A 17,466-nucleotide genomic window follows, 5' to 3' on the forward strand; every position below is an offset into this window, starting at 1 on the left:
AGCCGAAGCTGTGGTAGCTTCGTCTACGACCACACGGGTGCCCCTGCAGGGGCTGAGATCAGGCTGGTGCAGCCTGCGACCGTTGAACCTGTCCGGGTAATGCCGGCGAAGGAAGTGAGCAGTAAATTGAGCACCCAGAAATCACAGCTGAGCCCTGCCCAAAGTGATGCAGCCCAAAGTGAAGCCGCCGGTAATGCTGCCGGCAATGTCACGCAGTCGCTGAAATCCCATTCACTGGCATATCTGGAGGGGGACGGCCTGCGGGTTCCGGTAACGGAAATCGCCCTGGAGCCATCACCGAACGGCGAGCAGAACGCCCCGCTGCGGGTTTACCGCACGGCGGGTCCGGGCAGCGACCCGGTGGTGGGCCTCGCGCCGTTCCGTGCGGAATGGATTGCGGCCCGGGCAGACACGGAGACGTACCACGGACGTGAACGGAACCTGCTCGACGACGGCAAATCAGCCGTGCGCCGCGGCGCGGCTTCCGCCGAGTGGAAAGGCGCCAGGCCGGTGCCCCGCCGTGCGGCGGAAGGCAAGACCGTGACGCAGATGCATTATGCGCGGCAGGGCATCATCACCCCCGAAATGCGCTTCGTGGCCCTCCGCGAAAACTGCGATGTGGAACTGGTCCGCAGCGAACTCGCCGCCGGACGGGCCATCATCCCCACCAACATCAACCACCCGGAATCCGAGCCGATGATCATTGGTAAGGCGTTCCTGGTGAAGATCAACGCCAACATCGGCAACTCGGCCGTCACCAGCTCCATCGCGGAGGAGGTGGACAAGCTGCAGTGGGCCACCCAGTGGGGCGCGGACACGGTGATGGACCTGTCCACGGGCGACGACATCCACACCACGCGCGAGTGGCTCATCCGCAACTCCCCCGTGCCGATCGGCACGGTGCCGATCTACCAGGCCCTGGAAAAGGTCAATGGCGAAGCGAACGCCCTCACCTGGGAAATCTTCCGCGACACCGTCATCGAACAGTGCGAGCAGGGCGTGGACTACATGACCATCCACGCCGGCGTGCTGCTGCGGTACGTGCCGCTCACGGCGAACCGCGTGACCGGCATCGTTTCCCGCGGTGGCTCGATCATGGCCGGCTGGTGCCTGGCCCACCACCAGGAAAACTTCCTGTACACCCACTTTGATGAGCTGTGCGAGATCTTCGCCAAGTACGACGTCGCGTTCTCACTGGGCGACGGCCTTCGGCCGGGTGCGACGGCGGACGCCAACGACGCCGCGCAGTTCGCCGAACTGGACACCCTGGCTGAGCTGACCCAGCGGGCCTGGGAGTACGACGTGCAGGTCATGGTGGAAGGTCCGGGGCACATCCCGTTCCACCTGGTGCGTGAGAACGTTGAGCGCCAGCAGGAGCTGTGCAAGGGTGCGCCCTTCTACACGCTGGGCCCGCTGGTCACGGACGTGGCCCCAGGCTACGACCACATCACCTCTGCGATCGGCGCCACCGAAATCGCCCGGTACGGCACGGCGATGCTGTGCTACGTCACGCCCAAGGAACACCTGGGCCTGCCGAACAAGGACGATGTGAAGACCGGCGTCATCACCTACAAGATCGCCGCCCACGCGGCCGACCTGGCGAAGGGACACCCCGGCGCGAACGAGCGGGACGATGCACTGTCCAAGGCCAGGTTCGAGTTCCGGTGGCGCGACCAGTTCGCGCTGTCGCTGGACCCCGTGACGGCCGAGTCCTTCCACGATGAGACGCTGCCGGCGGAACCCGCCAAGACGGCGCATTTCTGTTCGATGTGCGGGCCGAAGTTCTGCTCCATGAGGATCAGCCAGGACATCCGGAACGAGTACGGCTCCGCCGAGGCGCAGGCGGCCCTCGCCGAGATGGCGGAGGGCATGCGCGAGAAGAGCCAGGAATTCCTTGCCGCCGGCGGAAAGGTGTACCTGCCCGAGCTGCGGCTTCCGGAGTCAGCCCGCAACTGACGGCTCCTGACATCCCCGTCCGGCTGGCATTGGGGGCCGGCCGGGCGGGGCCCTGGCACGTCCGTCAGGACGCCGGTGCCCGTCAGGATGCCGGGTCCGTCAGGACGCTTGGGGATGCTGGCGCCGGCTGACCTCGGCGATGAACGACCTGATGTAACGGTCGCCTTCCGGTGAATCGTTGGGCCGGTGCCCGCCCGCAGCGATGCGGTGCAGGGCGCCCGTCTCCTGCAGGTAGCCAGCGATTTCCTCGTACAGCGGCTCCCAGCCGCCGGTGAGTACCAGAGTGGGAACACCAGGCACGATCTGCAGCGGCGCCTGCCACGGGGGCGCCTGCAGCCGCAGCCGGCGCGCAGCCCGCTTCGCCTCCGGGGTACTGGGCTCTGGTGTGTCCGCGGGGAAGGCCCGGCGCAAAAACTCACGTTCGTAGTCGTCGTCGCCGAGCTGGTGCCTGACCTCGAACAGCGGCTCCATCAGGGCGCGGTGCGCTGCGGTGGCAGGCAAGTCGGCGGTGAGCGACAAGCAGGCCGGTTCCACGAGCGTCAATGAGAAGACCAGGTCCGGGCGTTCGACGGCGGCCATCATCGCCGCGATGGCGCCCTGCGAGTGCGCCACTACGTGGCCCCCGGCAGCCCCGCGCCCGTCGTCGGCCAGGGACCGCAGCACAATGCGGGCGTCCTCGGCGAAGTCGGTCTCCAGCGGTTCGGCCTCTGTGTCAAAGCCGTGGCGCCGCAGAAACAGGGCGTCGTACTGCAGGGCCATGCCGTGCTGGCGCGGCCACGCCGCGGAGCCGAAATTCCCGGCACCGTGGACGAACACTACCCGCTGCTTATACATGACCCAACCTTATGGCAGCGGTCTGACATCGGCGCCGGCCGACATGACCGTGCGCGCTATTTGCCGCCCATGAACTTGTCGAAGCCCTTCGGCAGGTTCAGCTGGGACGGATCGAAGTCGCCCGACTGCTGGCCGAAGGCTGCTCCGGTGGGCACCGCCTTGGAAGCCCCGGCCCGCCTGGCCTCCGCTTCGCGAAGCTCCTGCGCAGCCTTGGCAGGGTTGCCGGAACGGGCCTTCTTCTTGGGCGCGTTCTTGCCGCCCTTGCGGGCACCGCCGGCCCCCGTGCCGGGCATCCCGGGCATCCCGGGCATCCCGCCGCCCTGGGCCATCTTCTTCATCATCTTCTGGGCCTGGGCGAAGCGTTCCAGCAGCCCGTTGACCTCGGACACGTGCACGCCCGACCCGCGGGCGATGCGGGCCCGGCGGGAGCCGTTGATGATCTTGGGTGCCACACGCTCGTGCGGCGTCATCGAGCGGACAATGGCCTCCACCCGGTCGATCTCGCGCTCGTCGAACTGCTCCAGCTGTTGCCGGATGTTCTGCGCACCGGGCATCATCATGAGCATCTTCTTCATGGAGCCCATTTTGCGGATCTGCTGCATTTGCGCGAGGAAGTCATCAAGCGTGAAGTCCTCCTGGTCGGCGAATTTCTTCGCCATCCGGGCGGCTTCGTCCTTGTCCCAGGACTTTTCAGCCTGCTCAATGAGGGACAGGACGTCACCCATGTCCAGGATGCGCGAGGCCATCCGGTCCGGGTGGAAAAGTTCGAAGTCGTCCAGGCTTTCACCGGTCGAGGCGAACATCACCGGTTTGCCGGTGACCGACGAAACCGACAGCGCGGCGCCGCCGCGCGCGTCGCCGTCGAGCTTTGACAGCACGATGCCGGTGAAGTTCACGCCTTCGTCAAAAGCGGTCGCCGTGTTGACGGCGTCCTGGCCGATCATCGAGTCGATCACGAAGAGGACTTCGTTGGGGACAATGGCCCGGCGGATCTGGCGCGCCTGCTCCATCATGTCGGCGTCGACGCCGAGGCGGCCGGCGGTGTCCACGATGACGACGTCGTGCAGCTTCTGGCGCGCTTCCTCAACGCCGGAGCGGGCGACGGCGACGGGGTCGCCGGCCGGGTGGGCCAGTTCGGAGGTGGCGCCCGGGTGCGGCGCGAAGACGGGAACGCCCGCCCGCTGGCCCACAACCTGCAGCTGCGTCACGGCGTTGGGGCGCTGGAGGTCACAGGCCACAAGGATGGGGCTGTGGCCCTGCGCCTTCATCCACTTGGCGAGCTTTCCGGCCAGGGTGGTCTTGCCGGCGCCCTGGAGGCCGGCGAGCATGATGATGGTGGGGCCGGTCTTGGCCATCCGGATGCGCCGCGTCTCGCCGCCGAGGATCTCAACAAGCTCCTCGTTGACGATCTTCACGATCTGCTGGCTGGGGTTCAGGGCCCCGGAGACCTCGGCGCCAAGCGCGCGCTCACGGACCTGCCCGGTGAATTCCCGGACCACGGGCACGGCAACATCCGCATCCAGCAGGGCGCGCCGGATTTCGCGGACTGTGGCGTCGACATCTGCCTCGGTGAGGCGGCCCTTGCCGCGAAGGTTCTTGAAGGTTGCTGTCAACCGGTCAGAGAGTGAATTGAACACGCGCCGTGCACTTCTTTCAGTGGATGAACGGGACTCGACTATCTAGGGTATCAAGACACGCCTGCAAGGTGGCATGCTGGCAGGGTGACGAGCCAAACGACTGTAAAAACCCTGCTCATCCTCGGCGCCTCCGGCGATCTGACCGGCCGGCTCCTCCTGCCCGGCCTGGCCAGGCTGGTGGCCACCGGCCGCGCTGCCGGCTTGAAGCTTGTGGGGGCCGGTTCGGATCCGTGGTCACGGGACCAGTGGCAGGAACGCGTGCACACCGCCTTCGATGCGGCCGCCGAAACAGCCAGCAGCGCCGGCAATGACGCGCTGGCGGCCATGGAGCAGTCCACGGAATACTATCAGGCCGACGTCACCGCGGACGGTCCGCTCGCGCAGCTCCTGGCCGACCTCGACGGCCCGGTTGCTGTCTACTTCGCCCTGCCGCCGCAGGTCAGCCAGAAAGCCTGCGAAATCCTGCGGCCGGAGCAGGTCCCCGCCGGTACCCGCCTAGTGATGGAAAAGCCCTTCGGCTCCGGCGAGGAGTCCGCCCGTGAACTCAACAAGACCCTCCTGACCCTGGTCCCGGAGGACCACATCCACCGCGTGGACCATTTCCTGGGCAAGGCCACCGTCCTGAACATTCTGGGGCTCCGGTTCGCCAACAATTTCCTGGAGCCGGTCTGGAGCCGCGACCACATCGCCAAAGTGGAAATCATCTTCGAGGAGGACCTGGCGCTGGAGGGCCGGGCGCGCTACTACGACGGCGCGGGCGCACTGCGCGACATGATCCAGAGCCACCTGCTGCAGATCATGGCGCTGCTGGCCATTGAGCCGCCGGCCACCATCGGCGAGCGCGACCTCCGCGACGCCATAGCCACCGTGCTGCGGGCCAGCAGCATCAAGCCGCCCTACACGGACAGCACCCGGCGTGCGCGCTACCTGGCGGGAAGCCTCAACGGCAGGGATGTCCCCGATTACACCGCGGAGGAGGGCGTTGATCCGGACCGGAACACCGAGACCCTCGCCGAAGTGCACGTGGACATCGACAACTGGCGCTGGAAGGACGTGCCGTTCATCCTGCGCTCCGGCAAGGCCCTCGGGGCCAAGCGCAAGGAGGCTGTGGTCACCTTCCGGCCGGTTCCGCACCTGCCCGCAGGCTTCACCGGCAGGGACACGCCCAACACGCTCCGGATCGGTTTCGGCCCCGACACATTGGAACTCGACGTGGACGTCAACGGTCCCGGGGATATCTTCAGCCTGGACCGCGCCGCGCTAGTGGCCGAACTCAACGCCTCCGAGCTGCTGCCCTATGGCGAAGTCCTGGAGGGCGTCCTGACCGGAGACCCGCTGCTCTCAGTGAGGGGCGACACCGCGGAGGAATGCTGGCGGATCGTGGAGCCGGTACTGACTGCCTGGGCAGCAGGCAAAGTTCCGCTGGAGGAATACCGGGCAGGTTCCGGCGGGGCCGGCCCCAAAGAGGCTTAACACGCAGTGAGAGGGCCGGTCACCGTTTTCGGCGACCGGCCCTCTCGCTGCGTTGGGCTGGTGGTGCTGGCTAGATGGCGGCTACGCCGCGTTCACCCGTCCGCACCCGCACTGCTTCGAATACATCGACAGTCCAGACCTTGCCGTCGCCGGCGCGGCCCGTGTTGGAGCTGGCGATGATGACATCCAGGATGTCGTCAGCCTGTTCGTCCGTGGCCAGCACCTCAACGCGGATCTTGGGCAGCAGGTCCACGTTGTATTCGGCGCCGCGGTAAACCTCGGTGTAACCGCGCTGCCGGCCGTAGCCGCTGGCCGCGCTGACCGTCAGGCCCTGGACCCCGTAGGCCTCCAGGCCTTCGCGGATCGATTCGAGCTTCTCCGGACGAACGATTGCTGTAATCAGTTTCATGCCCCCACGCTTTCCTTACCTGTTGCTGCTTCTGTCTTCTTGTCGTCGCTGCCTGCGGGCACCGTGTCAGTGCCGCTGGTCTGGCCGCCGGTGATCAGCTCATGCAGGGGCTGGAAGCTGCCTCCGTGGCCGCCGACGCCGAACTCGTAGGCGGTTTCGGCGTGCAGGCTGAGGTCCACGCCCACGGCTTCCTGCTCCTGGGAGACCCGGAAGCCCATGGTCTTGTGGATGGCCACTGCGATGATCGCGGTCAGGATGGCCGAGTAAGCGATGGAAATTCCCGCTGCCGCCAGCTGGGCCCAGAGCTGGGTGAAGCCGCCGCCGTAGAAGAGGCCGCCGCCGACGCCGTCCGTGGGGAGGGCGATGAAGCCGAGGGCCACGGTGCCGATGATGCCGGAGACGAGGTGCACGCCGACGACATCCAGCGAGTCATCGAAGCCCCAGCGGAACTTGAGCCCGACGGCCAGGGCGGAGGCCACACCGGCGACGACACCGAGTCCAAGGGCGCCGACCGGGCTGACGTTTGCACAGGCCGGGGTGATGGCGACGAGGCCGGCGACCACACCGGAGGCAGCACCCAGCGAGGTGGGGTGCCCGTCACGGATGCGTTCGGTGACCAGCCAGCCGAGCATGGCAGCAGCCGGAGCGGCCAGGGTGTTGATCCAGATCAGGCCGCCCTGTTCCGCGGTGGTGGCGGCGCCGCCGTTGAAGCCGAACCAGCCGAACCAGAGGATGGCTGCGCCGAGCATGACGAACGGGATGTTGTGCGGGCGGTGGTTCGGGTCCTTGCCGAAGCCCTTGCGGTTGCCGATGATGAGGACCAGGATCAGCGCGGCCACACCGGCGTTGATGTGGACCACGGTGCCGCCGGCGAAGTCGATCGCAGGGCCGAGGGCCTTGCCGATGGCGCCCTCGGGGCCAAAGAGCCCGCCGCCCCAGACCATGTAGGCGAGGGGGCAGTACACCAGGGTGACCCAGACGGGCACGAAGACGCTCCAGGCGCCGAACTTGGCGCGGTCCGCGATGGCGCCGCTGATGAGGGCGACGGTGATGATCGCGAAGGTGGCCGCGTAGCCGACCTTGATGAGGCCGTCAGGGGTGGTGATGCCCTCGAGGCCGAAGGTTGCGAACGGGTTCCCGACAATCTGCAGGAATCCCTCGCCGGAGCTCATCGACGCGCCCCAAAGTACCCACACCACACCGACCATGCCGATGGAGATGAAGCTCATCATCATCATGTTCAGTGCTGCCTTGGCGCGTGTCATGCCGCCGTAGAAAAATGCCAGACCTGGTGTCATGAACAGCACGAGTGCCGCCGCCACCATGAGCCATACGTGACCTGCGGTAAGTTCCATGGTGCACGTCCTCTCTGATCGAATGCTGCGGAGTGATCCGCCTGCCCAACGCCTTTTGCGTCCTGAATCAAGTTTTGCCGCGGTGTGTTTCGCTGGCGGAGGATTTAGATTGCGGGCCTGTTACAACAACCTCCCTGACGTAAATGGTGCATATCCTGCTTGTTACGGCTATGTTTCATCCGCCCCAAACGCCCGTTCCGACCGTTTCCCAAGGATTCCCAGCTTCATGACGCCACTCCCCCGTAACGCCGCGGGGCAAACCCCGGTTCAGTGCGGTTCGCCGCGCCGATGGTGCTCCGCTGCCCCGTGACATTAAGGTGATGCTCGTCGCAGCCTTCCTGATCGCGCTGGGCTTCGGCCTCGTGGCACCGGTGCTGCCACAATTCGCCACCACGTTCGACGTCGGGGCGACGGCCGCCGCCGTCATCGTCAGTATCTTTGCGCTCATGCGGCTGTTGTTCGCTCCCGCCGGCGGGGCGCTCATCGGCAGGCTGGGCGAACGGCCGGTCTACGTCACCGGCCTGCTCATCGTGGCGGCGTCCACCGCGGCGTGCGCTTTCGCGCAGAACTACTGGCAGTTGCTGGCGTTCCGCGGGCTGGGCGGCGCCGGATCGGTCATGTTTACAGTGGCATCAATGGCGCTGGTCATCAGGCTGGCGCCTCCGGAGAGCCGCGGCCGGGTGTCCGGCGCCTACGCGTCGGCGTTCCTGATTGGCAATGTCTGCGGGCCCATCGTCGGCGGCCTGCTGGCCGGCTTCGGCCTGCGCATCCCGTTCCTCGCCTACGCCGGCGCTCTCGTCCTCGCAGCCCTGGTGGTGCAGACGCAGCTCAGCCATGTTCCCGGCTCAGCCCGCGGCGGGGCAGGGGGCGCACCGGCCATGAAGCTCGGCGAAGCCTTCCGCGACAGCGCGTACCGTGCAGCCATGCTGTCCAGCTTCGCCAACGGCTGGGCAACGTTCGGCGTTCGCATGGCCACGGTGCCGCTGTTTGCCGTCACGGCCCTGGGCTCCGGGCCCGGGGCGGCGGGTTGGGCGCTGGCAGTTTTCGCTGCCGGGAATGCCCTCGCCCTGACCGTGTCGGGCCGGCTGGCGGACAGCCTGGGCAGGAAGCCGATGATGGTGGCCGGGCTCGTGGTCACGGGTGCGGCGACGGCCGGGATCGGCCTGACGCAGGGGCTGGGGTGGTTCCTCGCCGCCTCGATGCTGGCGGGAGTCGGCGCGGGAATGCTCAACCCGGCACAGCAGGCGGCGGTCGCCGATGTGATCGGCCGCGACCGGTCGGGCGGACCCGTGCTGGCGGCCTACCAGATGACGTCGGACATCGGTGCCATCCTCGGTCCGGTGCTCGTCGGTTTGCTGGCCGACCGGCTGGGTTACAGCTGGGCCTTCACAGCGACAGGCGCCGTGCTGCTCGTCGCCGCCCTGGGCTGGCTCGCCGCGCGGGAGACGGTACAGCGCCAGCCTGACCCAACTGAGTAGCAGCAGGGGGCGTTCCCAAGGCTGGGAACGCCCCCTGCTGCTACCTACTTGGGATGCGGGCTAGTTCAGGAGGGCGTCGACGAAAGCCTCGGTCTCGAATGGTGCGAGGTCGTCCGCGCCCTCGCCGAGGCCGATGAGCTTCACGGGTACTCCGAGGCTCTTCTGGATGGCGACGACGATGCCGCCCTTCGCGGTTCCGTCCAGCTTGGTCAGCACGATGCCGGTGATGTTGACAACCTCGGAGAAGACCCGCGCCTGGTTCAGACCGTTCTGGCCGGTGGTGGCGTCCAGGACCAGGAGGACCTCGTCCACCTCTGCCAGCTTTTCCACGACTCGCTTGACCTTGCGGAGCTCGTCCATGAGGCCGACTTTGTTCTGCAGGCGGCCGGCAGTGTCGATCATGACGACGTCGACTTCCTGGTCAATGCCGGCCTTCACGGCCTCGTATGCGACAGACGCCGGGTCCGCGCCGTCGATGTCGGACTTCACGGTGGGGACCCCCACGCGCTGTCCCCAGGTGGCCAGCTGCTCGGCGGCGGCTGCGCGGAAGGTGTCGGCAGCGCCGAGCAGGACGTCCTTGTCCTCCGCAACGAGGACGCGGGCCAGCTTTCCCACGGTAGTGGTCTTGCCCACGCCGTTGACGCCGACCACCATCATGACGGCGGGCCTGTCCGCGTGCCGTTCGATCCGCAGGCTCCGGTCCATGGACGGGTCCACGATCTTGATGAGCTCTTCCCGGAGCAGTGCTTTGACGTGCTCAGGGTCGCGGGTGCCCAGGACCTTCACGCGTTCGCGGAGCGCGTCCACCAGCTGCATGGTGGGTTCAGTGCCAAGGTCGGCCAGGAGCAGGGTCTCCTCCACCTCATCCCAGACGTTCTCATCGATCTTGTCGCTGGAGAGCAGTGCCAGCAGGCCCTTGCCCAGCACGTTGTTGGACTTGACCAGGCGCTCCCGGAGGCGGGTGAGCCGCCCGGCCACGGGCAGCGGCGTCTCCACCGCGATGGTCTCCAGGCCGGCCGCGTCATCCGGGACCTCGGCTTCCAGCGCTTCAAGGTCGACGGCGTCCGGAGCCCGGCGATCTGCAGGCGCGGCAGGCGCAGACGGGCGGTCCTCGAGGAGTGTCCCTCCGCCGCCAAGCGGCGCAACGGGGTCGTTGGCGTCCCGGGTGCCGGGATACTGCTTGCCGGATTTCCGGGCCTTCATCAGCACCGGGACCAGCCCGCCGATAACTACCAGGGCAGCAAGAATGGGCAGAAGAATGGGGATGATGTCATTCACACCCCTAGCTTCTCACAAGCGACAAGCGCTTCTCACAAGCGGCAGGCGGCACGGGCAGCCAACGCCGCCGTCGTCCGGGGCGTCTCCTAGACGTCCGCTCCCAGCCGCTGGCTGATGACGGTGGACACGCCGTCGCCCCGCATGGTCACGCCGTAGAGTGCGTCGGCCACCTCCATGGTCCGCTTCTGGTGGGTGATCACGATCAGCTGGCTGGATTCCCGAAGCTCTTCAAAGATCGTAATGAGCCGGCCCAGGTTGGTGTCATCGAGGGCGGCTTCCACCTCATCCATGACGTAGAACGGGGAGGGCCGCGCCTTGAAGATGGCCACGAGCAGGGCCACCGCCGTGAGTGACCGCTCACCGCCGGACAGCAGGGACAGCCGCTTGATCTTCTTGCCCGCGGGCCGGGCCTCCACCTCAATGCCGGTGGTGAGCATGTCCGTGGGGTCGGTCAGGACCAGCCTGCCCTCGCCGCCGGGGAAAAGCCGGCCGAAGACCCGCACGAACTGGGCCGACGTGTCCGCAAAGGCCTCCGAAAAGACCTTCTGCACACGGTCATCCACTTCCTTGATGATGTCCAGCAGGTCCTTGCGGCTGGCCTTGAGGTCCTCCAGCTGGGTGCTGAGGAACTGGTGGCGTTCCTCCAGCGCGGCGAACTCCTCCAGCGCCAGGGGGTTGACCTTGCCCAGCGATGACAGGTCGCGTTCCGCCTTGCGGAGCCGCTTTTCCTGCTCCGCCCTGACGAACGGCACGCCCTCCACCACCGGCTGGCCCGCGGCATCGACCGGCGCCCGCAGCGCGGCCCACTTGTCCTTGGAAGCGGCAGCGGCCACGGGCACCGGCCGGTCCGGCCCGTAGTCTGCCACGAGCTGGTCTGCGGTCAGTCCCAGCTCCTCCACGGACTTCGTTTCCAGCGCCTCGATCCGGAGCCGCTGCTGGGCACGGGCCAGCTCGTCGCGGTGCACCGAGTCGGTCAGTTCCGCCAGTTCGCGGGCCAGCGCGTCGTTGGCAGTGCGGATATCGGCCAGTTCCCGGTCCCGCTGCTCCCGGACCTGCTCGGCGTGGTCCCGCTCCCCGCTGGCCAGCTCAACGGAAACGTCGCTGAAACGGATCAGCTGCTCCGCGGCGGCCGAGACAGCTGCCGCCCGCTTGGCCTGGATCCTTCGACGGCGCGCCCGTTCGGCTGCCTGCTCCCGCGCCCGGCGTTCCGAGGCTGCCGCCCGTTCCAGCGAAGTGGCCCTGTTGCGGATGGCCGTGAGCTGTTCTTCCCGGCCGCGCAGGGACAGGCGGGCTTCCATTTCGGCGGACCGTGCCTTCGATGCGGCCAGGGCCAGCGCGTCCCGCTGCTCCGTGGACGGTTCCTCCTCGGCGGGGGCGTCCTGGGCCGCCGCCAGCCGGGCGGTCACCGCCGTCAGCGCCTCCTGCTCGGTCACGATGTTTGCCTCGGCGCGGGCCAGTGACGCGGCCAGCCGGTCGCTTTCGCCGACGGCGCTGCGCAGGACCGAGTTGAGGTGGCCCAGCCGTTCGGCCACCGCTGCCAGCCGGGCATCCGATTCGTGCAGGCGCTCCAGGGCGGCGTCCGCCCGTTCCTGCGCCGCGGCGCGGCGGCCCTCGGCGCCAGCGAGGGCAAAACGGCACTGTTCCAGCCCGGCGGTGACGGCCGCCAGGCGGGATGCGGCGTCGTCGACGGCGGCCTGCACCTCAAGCAGGGAAGGCGCCTTCGCGGAACCGCCGGTAACGGTCCAGGCGGTGAACACATCGCCAGCGAGCGTCACGGCGGTAAGGTCGGGACGCTCGGCGACGAGGACCGCCGCCGTGTCATGGTCCTCGACGACGGCGGTGGCAGCGAGCAGCGTTCGCACGGCCGCCGACGTAGTTCCGGAGGCGGTCACCAGGTCCACCGCCGGGCGGGCCCCGGCGGGCAGAGTACCTCTGGCGGCATCGCCAGCGGCCGCGGCCGCGGCAGTTGCCGTTTCGGCGGCGGCGGCCGTTCCTGCAGGTGCCGCCGCTTCGAGCAGCAGCGTGGCCCGGCCGGCGTCGTCCTCCCTGAGGAGGCGCACCAATTCTGCCGCCGTTCCTGCATCCCGGACCACGATGGCGTCCGAAGCGCTACCCAGGGCTGCCGCAACGGCTGCCTCATAGCCCGGCTCAACGGTCAGGGCCGCCGCCAACGGACCGACAGTGCCGGCCACTCCGGCACCGAGGACATGTTCGGAGCCGTCCTTGCGGTTGAGGCCCAGCTGCAGCGCCTCGTGCCGCGCCTTCAGCGCGTCCCGTTCGCGGACGGCGTCGCGTTCAGTGCTTTTCAGCGAATCGATCTCAGCGAGGATGCCGTCGAGGGCGGCGCGGGCGTCCTCGTATTCGGCATCCAGGGTTTCCTCGCCGTCCTCGACCCCTGCCACCTGCGATTCGAGCGCGGCGAACTCGGACTGGGCATGCCGGCGCCGCTCATCGCCGGCGGCCAGGGATTCGCGCAGCCTCCCGACTTCGGCCTGGGCCGATTCCACCTTTGACCGCGCCGCCCCCACCTGGCCGGCCAGGCGTGCCAGGCCCTCACGCCGGTCGGCGGCGGCCCGCAGCGCGGCGGTGAGCCGCTTCTCTTCGGCCGCGGCGGCATCCTCGGCCGCTGACTTGGCGGCGGCGGCAGCCGTCAGGGCGGCGCGCCCTTCGAGGATGTCCTTTTCCAGGTCCGCCTGCTCGCCTCTGACCCGTGCGGCTTGCCGCTCCAGCTGTTCCGGGTCCCGGCCCGGCTCCGGCACCGGGTCTGCGGAGCCGAGCAGGCGGCAGCGTTCCTGGGCCAGGGAGGCAAGCGAACGCAGCCGCTCCCGTCCGGCGGACAGCTGGTACCACGTGTCCCTGGCGGCGTTCAGCCGGGGGGTCGCCTCCGCAGCGAGCTGCTCCAGTGACGCCTGCCGCCGGCGGCCCTCCTCAAGCTGGGTTTCGACGGCGGCGCGCCGCGCCTTGAGCGCGGACTCGTCGGCGATGTCCTGTGCAAGGGTGTTCTGGAGCCGGACCAAATCATCGGCCAGCAGCCTGGCCCGGGCATCACGGACCTCGAACTGCACAGTTTGCGCGCGCCGTGCCACCTCTGCCTGCTTGCCCAACGGTGTGAGCTGCCGGCGGATCTCCCCGGTCAGGTCGCTGAGCCGCTGGAGGTTGGCCTGCATCGCCTCCAGCTTGCGGACGGTCTTTTCCTTGCGCCGCCGGTGTTTGAGGATGCCGGCGGCTTCTTCGATAAAGCCCCTGCGGTCCTCGGGAGTGGCGTGCAGGACCCGGTCCAGTTGCCCCTGTCCCACGATGACGTGCATTTCGCGGCCGAGTCCGGAGTCGGACAGGAGTTCCTGGATGTCCAGGAGTCGGCAGGCTGAGCCGTTGATGGCGTACTCGGAACCGCCGGTGCGGAACAGCGTGCGGGAGATGGTGACTTCGCTGTACTCGATCGGCAGTGCGCCGTCGGTGTTGTCGATGGTGAGCGAGACGTGCGCGCGGCCCAGCGGCGGGCGGCCCGAGGTGCCGGCAAAAATGACGTCCTCCATCTTGCCGCCGCGGAGGGTTTTGGCGCCCTGCTCCCCCATGACCCAGGCGAGGGCGTCCACCACGTTGGACTTGCCCGAGCCGTTGGGCCCGACGACTGCCGTGACGCCGGGCTCAAAGTCGAACGTCGTTGCCGACGCAAACGACTTGAAGCCCCGGACGGTCAGACTTTTGAGGTGCAAGGTTTTTCAGATCTCCATAAGTGGCGGCAGCGGCTGCTTGTCCTCCACCAAATCTAGTGGCAAGCGGGCCGGGATCCCCGGATTTACGGCCCTCCGGCCCCTCCGAACAGGGTGGCAATTGTCACCAGCGGCCGTTGCGCGGCCGCGGCTGGCACACGGGGCAAGTGTAGGAGGAACGGTTCATGAACTGTTCGCGCTTCAGAATGCTGCGGATCCCCGCGGCAGCGCAGCGCCGGCATTCCTCCCCCTCCCTGCCGTAGGCGTTGAGGGACCGCTCAAAGTAACCGGACGCCCCGTTGACGTTGACGTACAGGGAATCGAAGCTGGTGCCGCCGGCGGCCAGGGCATCGCTCATCACGTCGCGGGCAGCGGCGAGGACGCGCTCGGCGTCGGCCCGCCGGAGGGTGTCGGTGGGCCGGGCATAGTGCAGCTTGGCCCGCCATAGGGCTTCGTCGGCGTAGATGTTGCCGATCCCGGAGACGAGCCCCTGGTCCAGCAGCGCGCGTTTCAGCCCGGTTTTTCGCTTCCGGAGACGGCGGTAGAAGGTGTCAAAGGAAAAATGCGGGTCCAGGGGGTCGCGCGCGATGTGCGCGGCTTCCTCGGCGATGACCGGCACCGGGTCCTCCGCGGTCCCGCCGGGCCCGCCGTCGTCCGTGGGAACGAGCGTGGTGACGAAGAGGCCGCCGAAGATCCGCTGGTCCACGAACCGCAGCTGCTCCGGCATGGTTCCCGCCGGGCTCAGGCGCAGGCGGATTTTCAGGTGTTTCTCGTCCGGAACAGAGCTGTCCTGCATCAGGAGCTGCCCGCTCATGCCGAGGTGGGCCATGAGCGCGATGCCCGGCAGCCCTGAACCGCCGGGATCTGTAGCAGTGCGCGGCGCGCCGTCCTCCTGCAGTGGCATCCAGAGGAACTTGCCGCGGCGGACGACGTCGAGGACTGTGGCCCCCTCAAGGTTCCCGGCGAAATCCTCCGGTCCCAGGGCGTGCCGGCGAACGGACCTCGGGTCAACCACGTCGACGCCGGTGATGGTCCGGCCGCGGACCCAGTTGACCAGGCCGCGGCGGACCACCTCGACTTCGGGAAGTTCAGGCACGGGGGCTTAGCTGCCCGCGGCGGGTTCCGACGGGGCCGCCGTTGCGTTCTCCGCTGCAGACTCCGCGCCGGACACTTTGACTTCGGCACCCGAGAGCTTCCGCCAGGCATCCGCCGCAGCTTCCTGCTCGGCTTCCTTCTTGGAGTGGCCGGAGCCCTTTCCGTAGGCGGTTCCACCGATCTGGAGGACGGCGACGAAAGTGCGCGCGTGGTCCGGGCCGGAGCCCTCGACGGCGTAGTAGATGCTGCCCAGCTGCCGTCCCGCGGCCAGTTCCTGGATGCTGGTTTTCCAGTCCGTGCCGGCGCCCAGGGCGGCGGCGTCCTTCAGGAGCGGCCCGATGAGGCGCATCACCAGCTGGCGGGCGGTCTCGATGTCGTTGGACACGTAGGTGGCGCCAATGAGGGCCTCCATGGTGTCGGCCAGAATCGAGGCCTTGTTCTTGCCTTCGGTGAGCTTCTCCCCCTGGCCGAGGTAAATGTAGTCCCCGATGCCCAGGCTGCGGCCGATACCGGCGAGGGCGCGGGTACTCACCACGGCCGACCGGCGCTTGGCCAGGTCGCCCTCGGGGAGCGTCGGGTTGTCGCGGTACAGCGCATCGGTAACGGAGAACCCCAGGATGGAATCACCCAGGAACTCAAGGCGCTCGTTGGTGGGTATGCCGCCGTTTTCGTAGGCGTACGAACGGTGTGTCAGAGCAAGACGAAGCGTCCCGGCGTCAATGAAGACACCGAGACGCTTCAGAAGCTCTTCAGTTGAAGACATCCTGATCAGCTTTGAGGCCGATTAGACGTCCGCGACCTTGCGGCCCTTGTACTCAAGGAACAGCGCAGTGCCAGCCGAGTCGGTAACGACCTTTGCCTGGTGCGGCAGGCTGTAGGTGACCTGGCCGTTCTCGACGGTCTTCACCAGGTGGGGGGCAGTTGCCTTCCACTGGGAGCGGCGGGCGCGGGTATTCGAGCGAGACATTTTCCGCTTGGGAACAGCCACGGCTAACTCATTTCTCTCTAGAAAAACACTTACAAATCAATTTTGCCGGTCAGGCTTAGCCAGATCAGCTAGGGCAGCCCAGCGAGGATCTACGACCTCGTGGTGGTGCCCCGGCTCGTCTTCCAGGCGCGCTCCGCATTCGGAACACAGGCCCTGGCAGTCTTCCCGGCACACCGGCTGGAACGGCAGCATGGTAACAACCGCGTCCCGCAACACCGGCTCAAGATCGATCAGATCGTGCTCGACTCGACGTTGCTCTTCATCGTCTTCCCCGTCGGAAAGCAGTACGCCTTCGTAGAGGAAAAGTTCTTGCACATTGACCTCAAGGTCATACGCAAGGGGATCCAGGCATCGGCCGCACTCACCTTTTACTTCGGTGAAGGCAGTACCTGATACCAGAATTCCTTCGTGTACGGCCTCAAGCTTCAGGTCGAGCTCGATATCCGAGCCTTCCTGGACGCCAATGAGCGCCACGCCGAGATCCCCCGGCGCGGGTACATGTTCCGTCAGTGTACGCATGCTCCCCGGACTGCGTCCGAGGTCCTTGACATCTAGCATCAAGGGCGAACTTGCATCTCGCTTAATGAGAACTCCTGTTGAACATATGACCGACGTACCATCTTAGCCTGAACTCCCTGACGGACTCAAACCGGATGCCACGCCGGGGCACGCGGCCGGCGTGCACCGGAAACGTACCGCATAAGCCTACCCCCTGGAGGGCTGGCCGGCCTAAGGCGCGCCGCCCGCAAGAAGGCGTTTCAACACGGACCTGGGAACGTACTCGGACACGCTCCCGCCCAGGGAGGCCACTTCCTTGATGAGGGTGGACGACAGGTGAAGGTAGTGCGCCTCCGCGGGAAGGAACACCGTCTCCACTCCGCTTAGCTGGCGGTTCATCGTCGCCATGGGAAGCTCGTAGTCAAAGTCCGACGACGACCGCAGCCCCTTCACGATGGCGGACACGCCGCGCTGCCGGCAGTACTCCGCCAGCAGGCCCTCCCCGACGGGTTCCACGACGATGCCCCGGAGGGAGGCCAGCGTCTCCCGTGCCATCTCGATCCGTTCCTCCAAAGGAAAGCGGTACTTCTTGGCATAGTTGGTGGACACGGCGACGATCACTTCATCAAAGAGGCTCGCGGCTCTGGCGATGACCTCGAGGTGTCCATTGTGGATGGGGTCGAAGGAGCCAGGGCATACGGCGCGTCTCATGCTCCGAACCTACCGTATCGGCGGGCCGGGATACCATGACT

The 17,466-nt window shown here is 67.3% G+C and carries 14 protein-coding genes and 1 riboswitch; of the genes, 3 read left to right on the forward strand and 11 right to left on the reverse strand.

Annotated elements, in window-relative coordinates:
* Positions 1 to 23 precede the first annotated feature (23 nt).
* Positions 24 to 131, forward strand: a riboswitch (TPP riboswitch).
* Positions 127 to 1,956 carry a phosphomethylpyrimidine synthase ThiC gene (thiC, locus tag QF036_RS16355; protein ID WP_307103527.1) on the forward strand — a complete coding sequence of 610 codons (1,830 nt, stop codon included), beginning with the start codon at positions 127 to 129 and terminating at the stop codon, positions 1,954 to 1,956. Its footprint overlaps the riboswitch before it by 5 nt.
* A 99-nt stretch (positions 1,957 to 2,055) precedes the next feature.
* Here thiC and QF036_RS16360 read toward each other — a convergent pair whose 3' ends face one another.
* A complete protein-coding gene (locus QF036_RS16360) occupies positions 2,056 to 2,790 on the reverse strand; it encodes an alpha/beta hydrolase (RefSeq protein ID WP_307103529.1) in 735 nt (244 codons plus the stop codon).
* Positions 2,791 to 2,846: 56 nt separating this feature from the next.
* Complete coding sequence (gene ffh, locus QF036_RS16365) at positions 2,847 to 4,427, reverse strand: signal recognition particle protein (protein WP_307103531.1); 1,581 nt, start codon at positions 4,425 to 4,427, stop codon at positions 2,847 to 2,849.
* An 84-nt stretch (positions 4,428 to 4,511) separates the two neighbouring features.
* Here ffh and QF036_RS16370 point away from each other — a divergent pair, with 84 nt between their 5' ends.
* A complete protein-coding gene (locus QF036_RS16370; RefSeq protein ID WP_307103533.1) occupies positions 4,512 to 5,900 on the forward strand; it encodes a glucose-6-phosphate dehydrogenase in 1,389 nt (462 codons plus the stop codon).
* Between the two features lie 70 nt (positions 5,901 to 5,970).
* On the opposite strand, the gene QF036_RS16375 is transcribed toward QF036_RS16370, so the two are convergent.
* Both QF036_RS16375 and QF036_RS16380 read right to left on the reverse strand, forming a co-directional pair.
* Positions 5,971 to 6,309, reverse strand: coding sequence for a P-II family nitrogen regulator (locus tag QF036_RS16375; RefSeq protein WP_003806050.1), 339 nt, complete (start codon positions 6,307 to 6,309; stop codon positions 5,971 to 5,973).
* Complete coding sequence (locus tag QF036_RS16380; RefSeq protein ID WP_307103535.1) at positions 6,306 to 7,664, reverse strand: ammonium transporter; 1,359 nt, start codon at positions 7,662 to 7,664, stop codon at positions 6,306 to 6,308. Before QF036_RS16380 ends, QF036_RS16375 begins: the two co-directional genes overlap by 4 nt.
* A gap of 320 nt (positions 7,665 to 7,984) precedes the next feature.
* On the opposite strand from QF036_RS16380, the gene QF036_RS16385 reads away from it, so the two are divergent.
* Entirely contained in the window at positions 7,985 to 9,142 is a 1,158-nt protein-coding gene (locus QF036_RS16385) for an MFS transporter (protein WP_307103537.1), read from the forward strand.
* Between the two features lie 60 nt (positions 9,143 to 9,202).
* Here QF036_RS16385 and ftsY read toward each other — a convergent pair whose 3' ends face one another.
* The 7 genes from ftsY to coaD form a co-directional block, all read right to left on the reverse strand.
* Positions 9,203 to 10,420 (reverse strand): signal recognition particle-docking protein FtsY, encoded by a 1,218-nt coding sequence (gene ftsY / locus QF036_RS16390; RefSeq protein ID WP_307103539.1) that lies wholly within the window; start codon positions 10,418 to 10,420, stop codon positions 9,203 to 9,205.
* A gap of 86 nt (positions 10,421 to 10,506) precedes the next feature.
* A complete protein-coding gene (smc, locus tag QF036_RS16395) occupies positions 10,507 to 14,136 on the reverse strand; it encodes a chromosome segregation protein SMC (RefSeq protein WP_307103541.1) in 3,630 nt (1,209 codons plus the stop codon).
* A 121-nt stretch (positions 14,137 to 14,257) separates the two neighbouring features.
* Complete coding sequence (gene mutM, locus QF036_RS16400; RefSeq protein WP_307103542.1) at positions 14,258 to 15,229, reverse strand: bifunctional DNA-formamidopyrimidine glycosylase/DNA-(apurinic or apyrimidinic site) lyase; 972 nt, start codon at positions 15,227 to 15,229, stop codon at positions 14,258 to 14,260.
* Positions 15,230 to 15,235: 6 nt separating this feature from the next.
* Positions 15,236 to 15,991 (reverse strand): ribonuclease III, encoded by a 756-nt coding sequence (rnc, locus tag QF036_RS16405; protein ID WP_307103544.1) that lies wholly within the window; start codon positions 15,989 to 15,991, stop codon positions 15,236 to 15,238.
* A 21-nt stretch (positions 15,992 to 16,012) separates the two neighbouring features.
* Positions 16,013 to 16,216 carry a 50S ribosomal protein L32 gene (gene rpmF / locus QF036_RS16410; protein ID WP_009356569.1) on the reverse strand — a complete coding sequence of 68 codons (204 nt, stop codon included), beginning with the start codon at positions 16,214 to 16,216 and terminating at the stop codon, positions 16,013 to 16,015.
* A gap of 36 nt (positions 16,217 to 16,252) precedes the next feature.
* Complete coding sequence (locus tag QF036_RS16415) at positions 16,253 to 16,777, reverse strand: YceD family protein (protein WP_307103545.1); 525 nt, start codon at positions 16,775 to 16,777, stop codon at positions 16,253 to 16,255.
* 168 nt (positions 16,778 to 16,945) lie between these two features.
* Positions 16,946 to 17,425 (reverse strand): pantetheine-phosphate adenylyltransferase, encoded by a 480-nt coding sequence (gene coaD / locus QF036_RS16420; protein ID WP_236803789.1) that lies wholly within the window; start codon positions 17,423 to 17,425, stop codon positions 16,946 to 16,948.
* Positions 17,426 to 17,466 lie beyond the last annotated feature (41 nt).

This window comes from Arthrobacter globiformis (assembly GCF_030817195.1).
In the GTDB taxonomy this organism is placed as follows: Bacteria; Actinomycetota; Actinomycetes; order Actinomycetales; family Micrococcaceae; genus Arthrobacter; species Arthrobacter globiformis_D.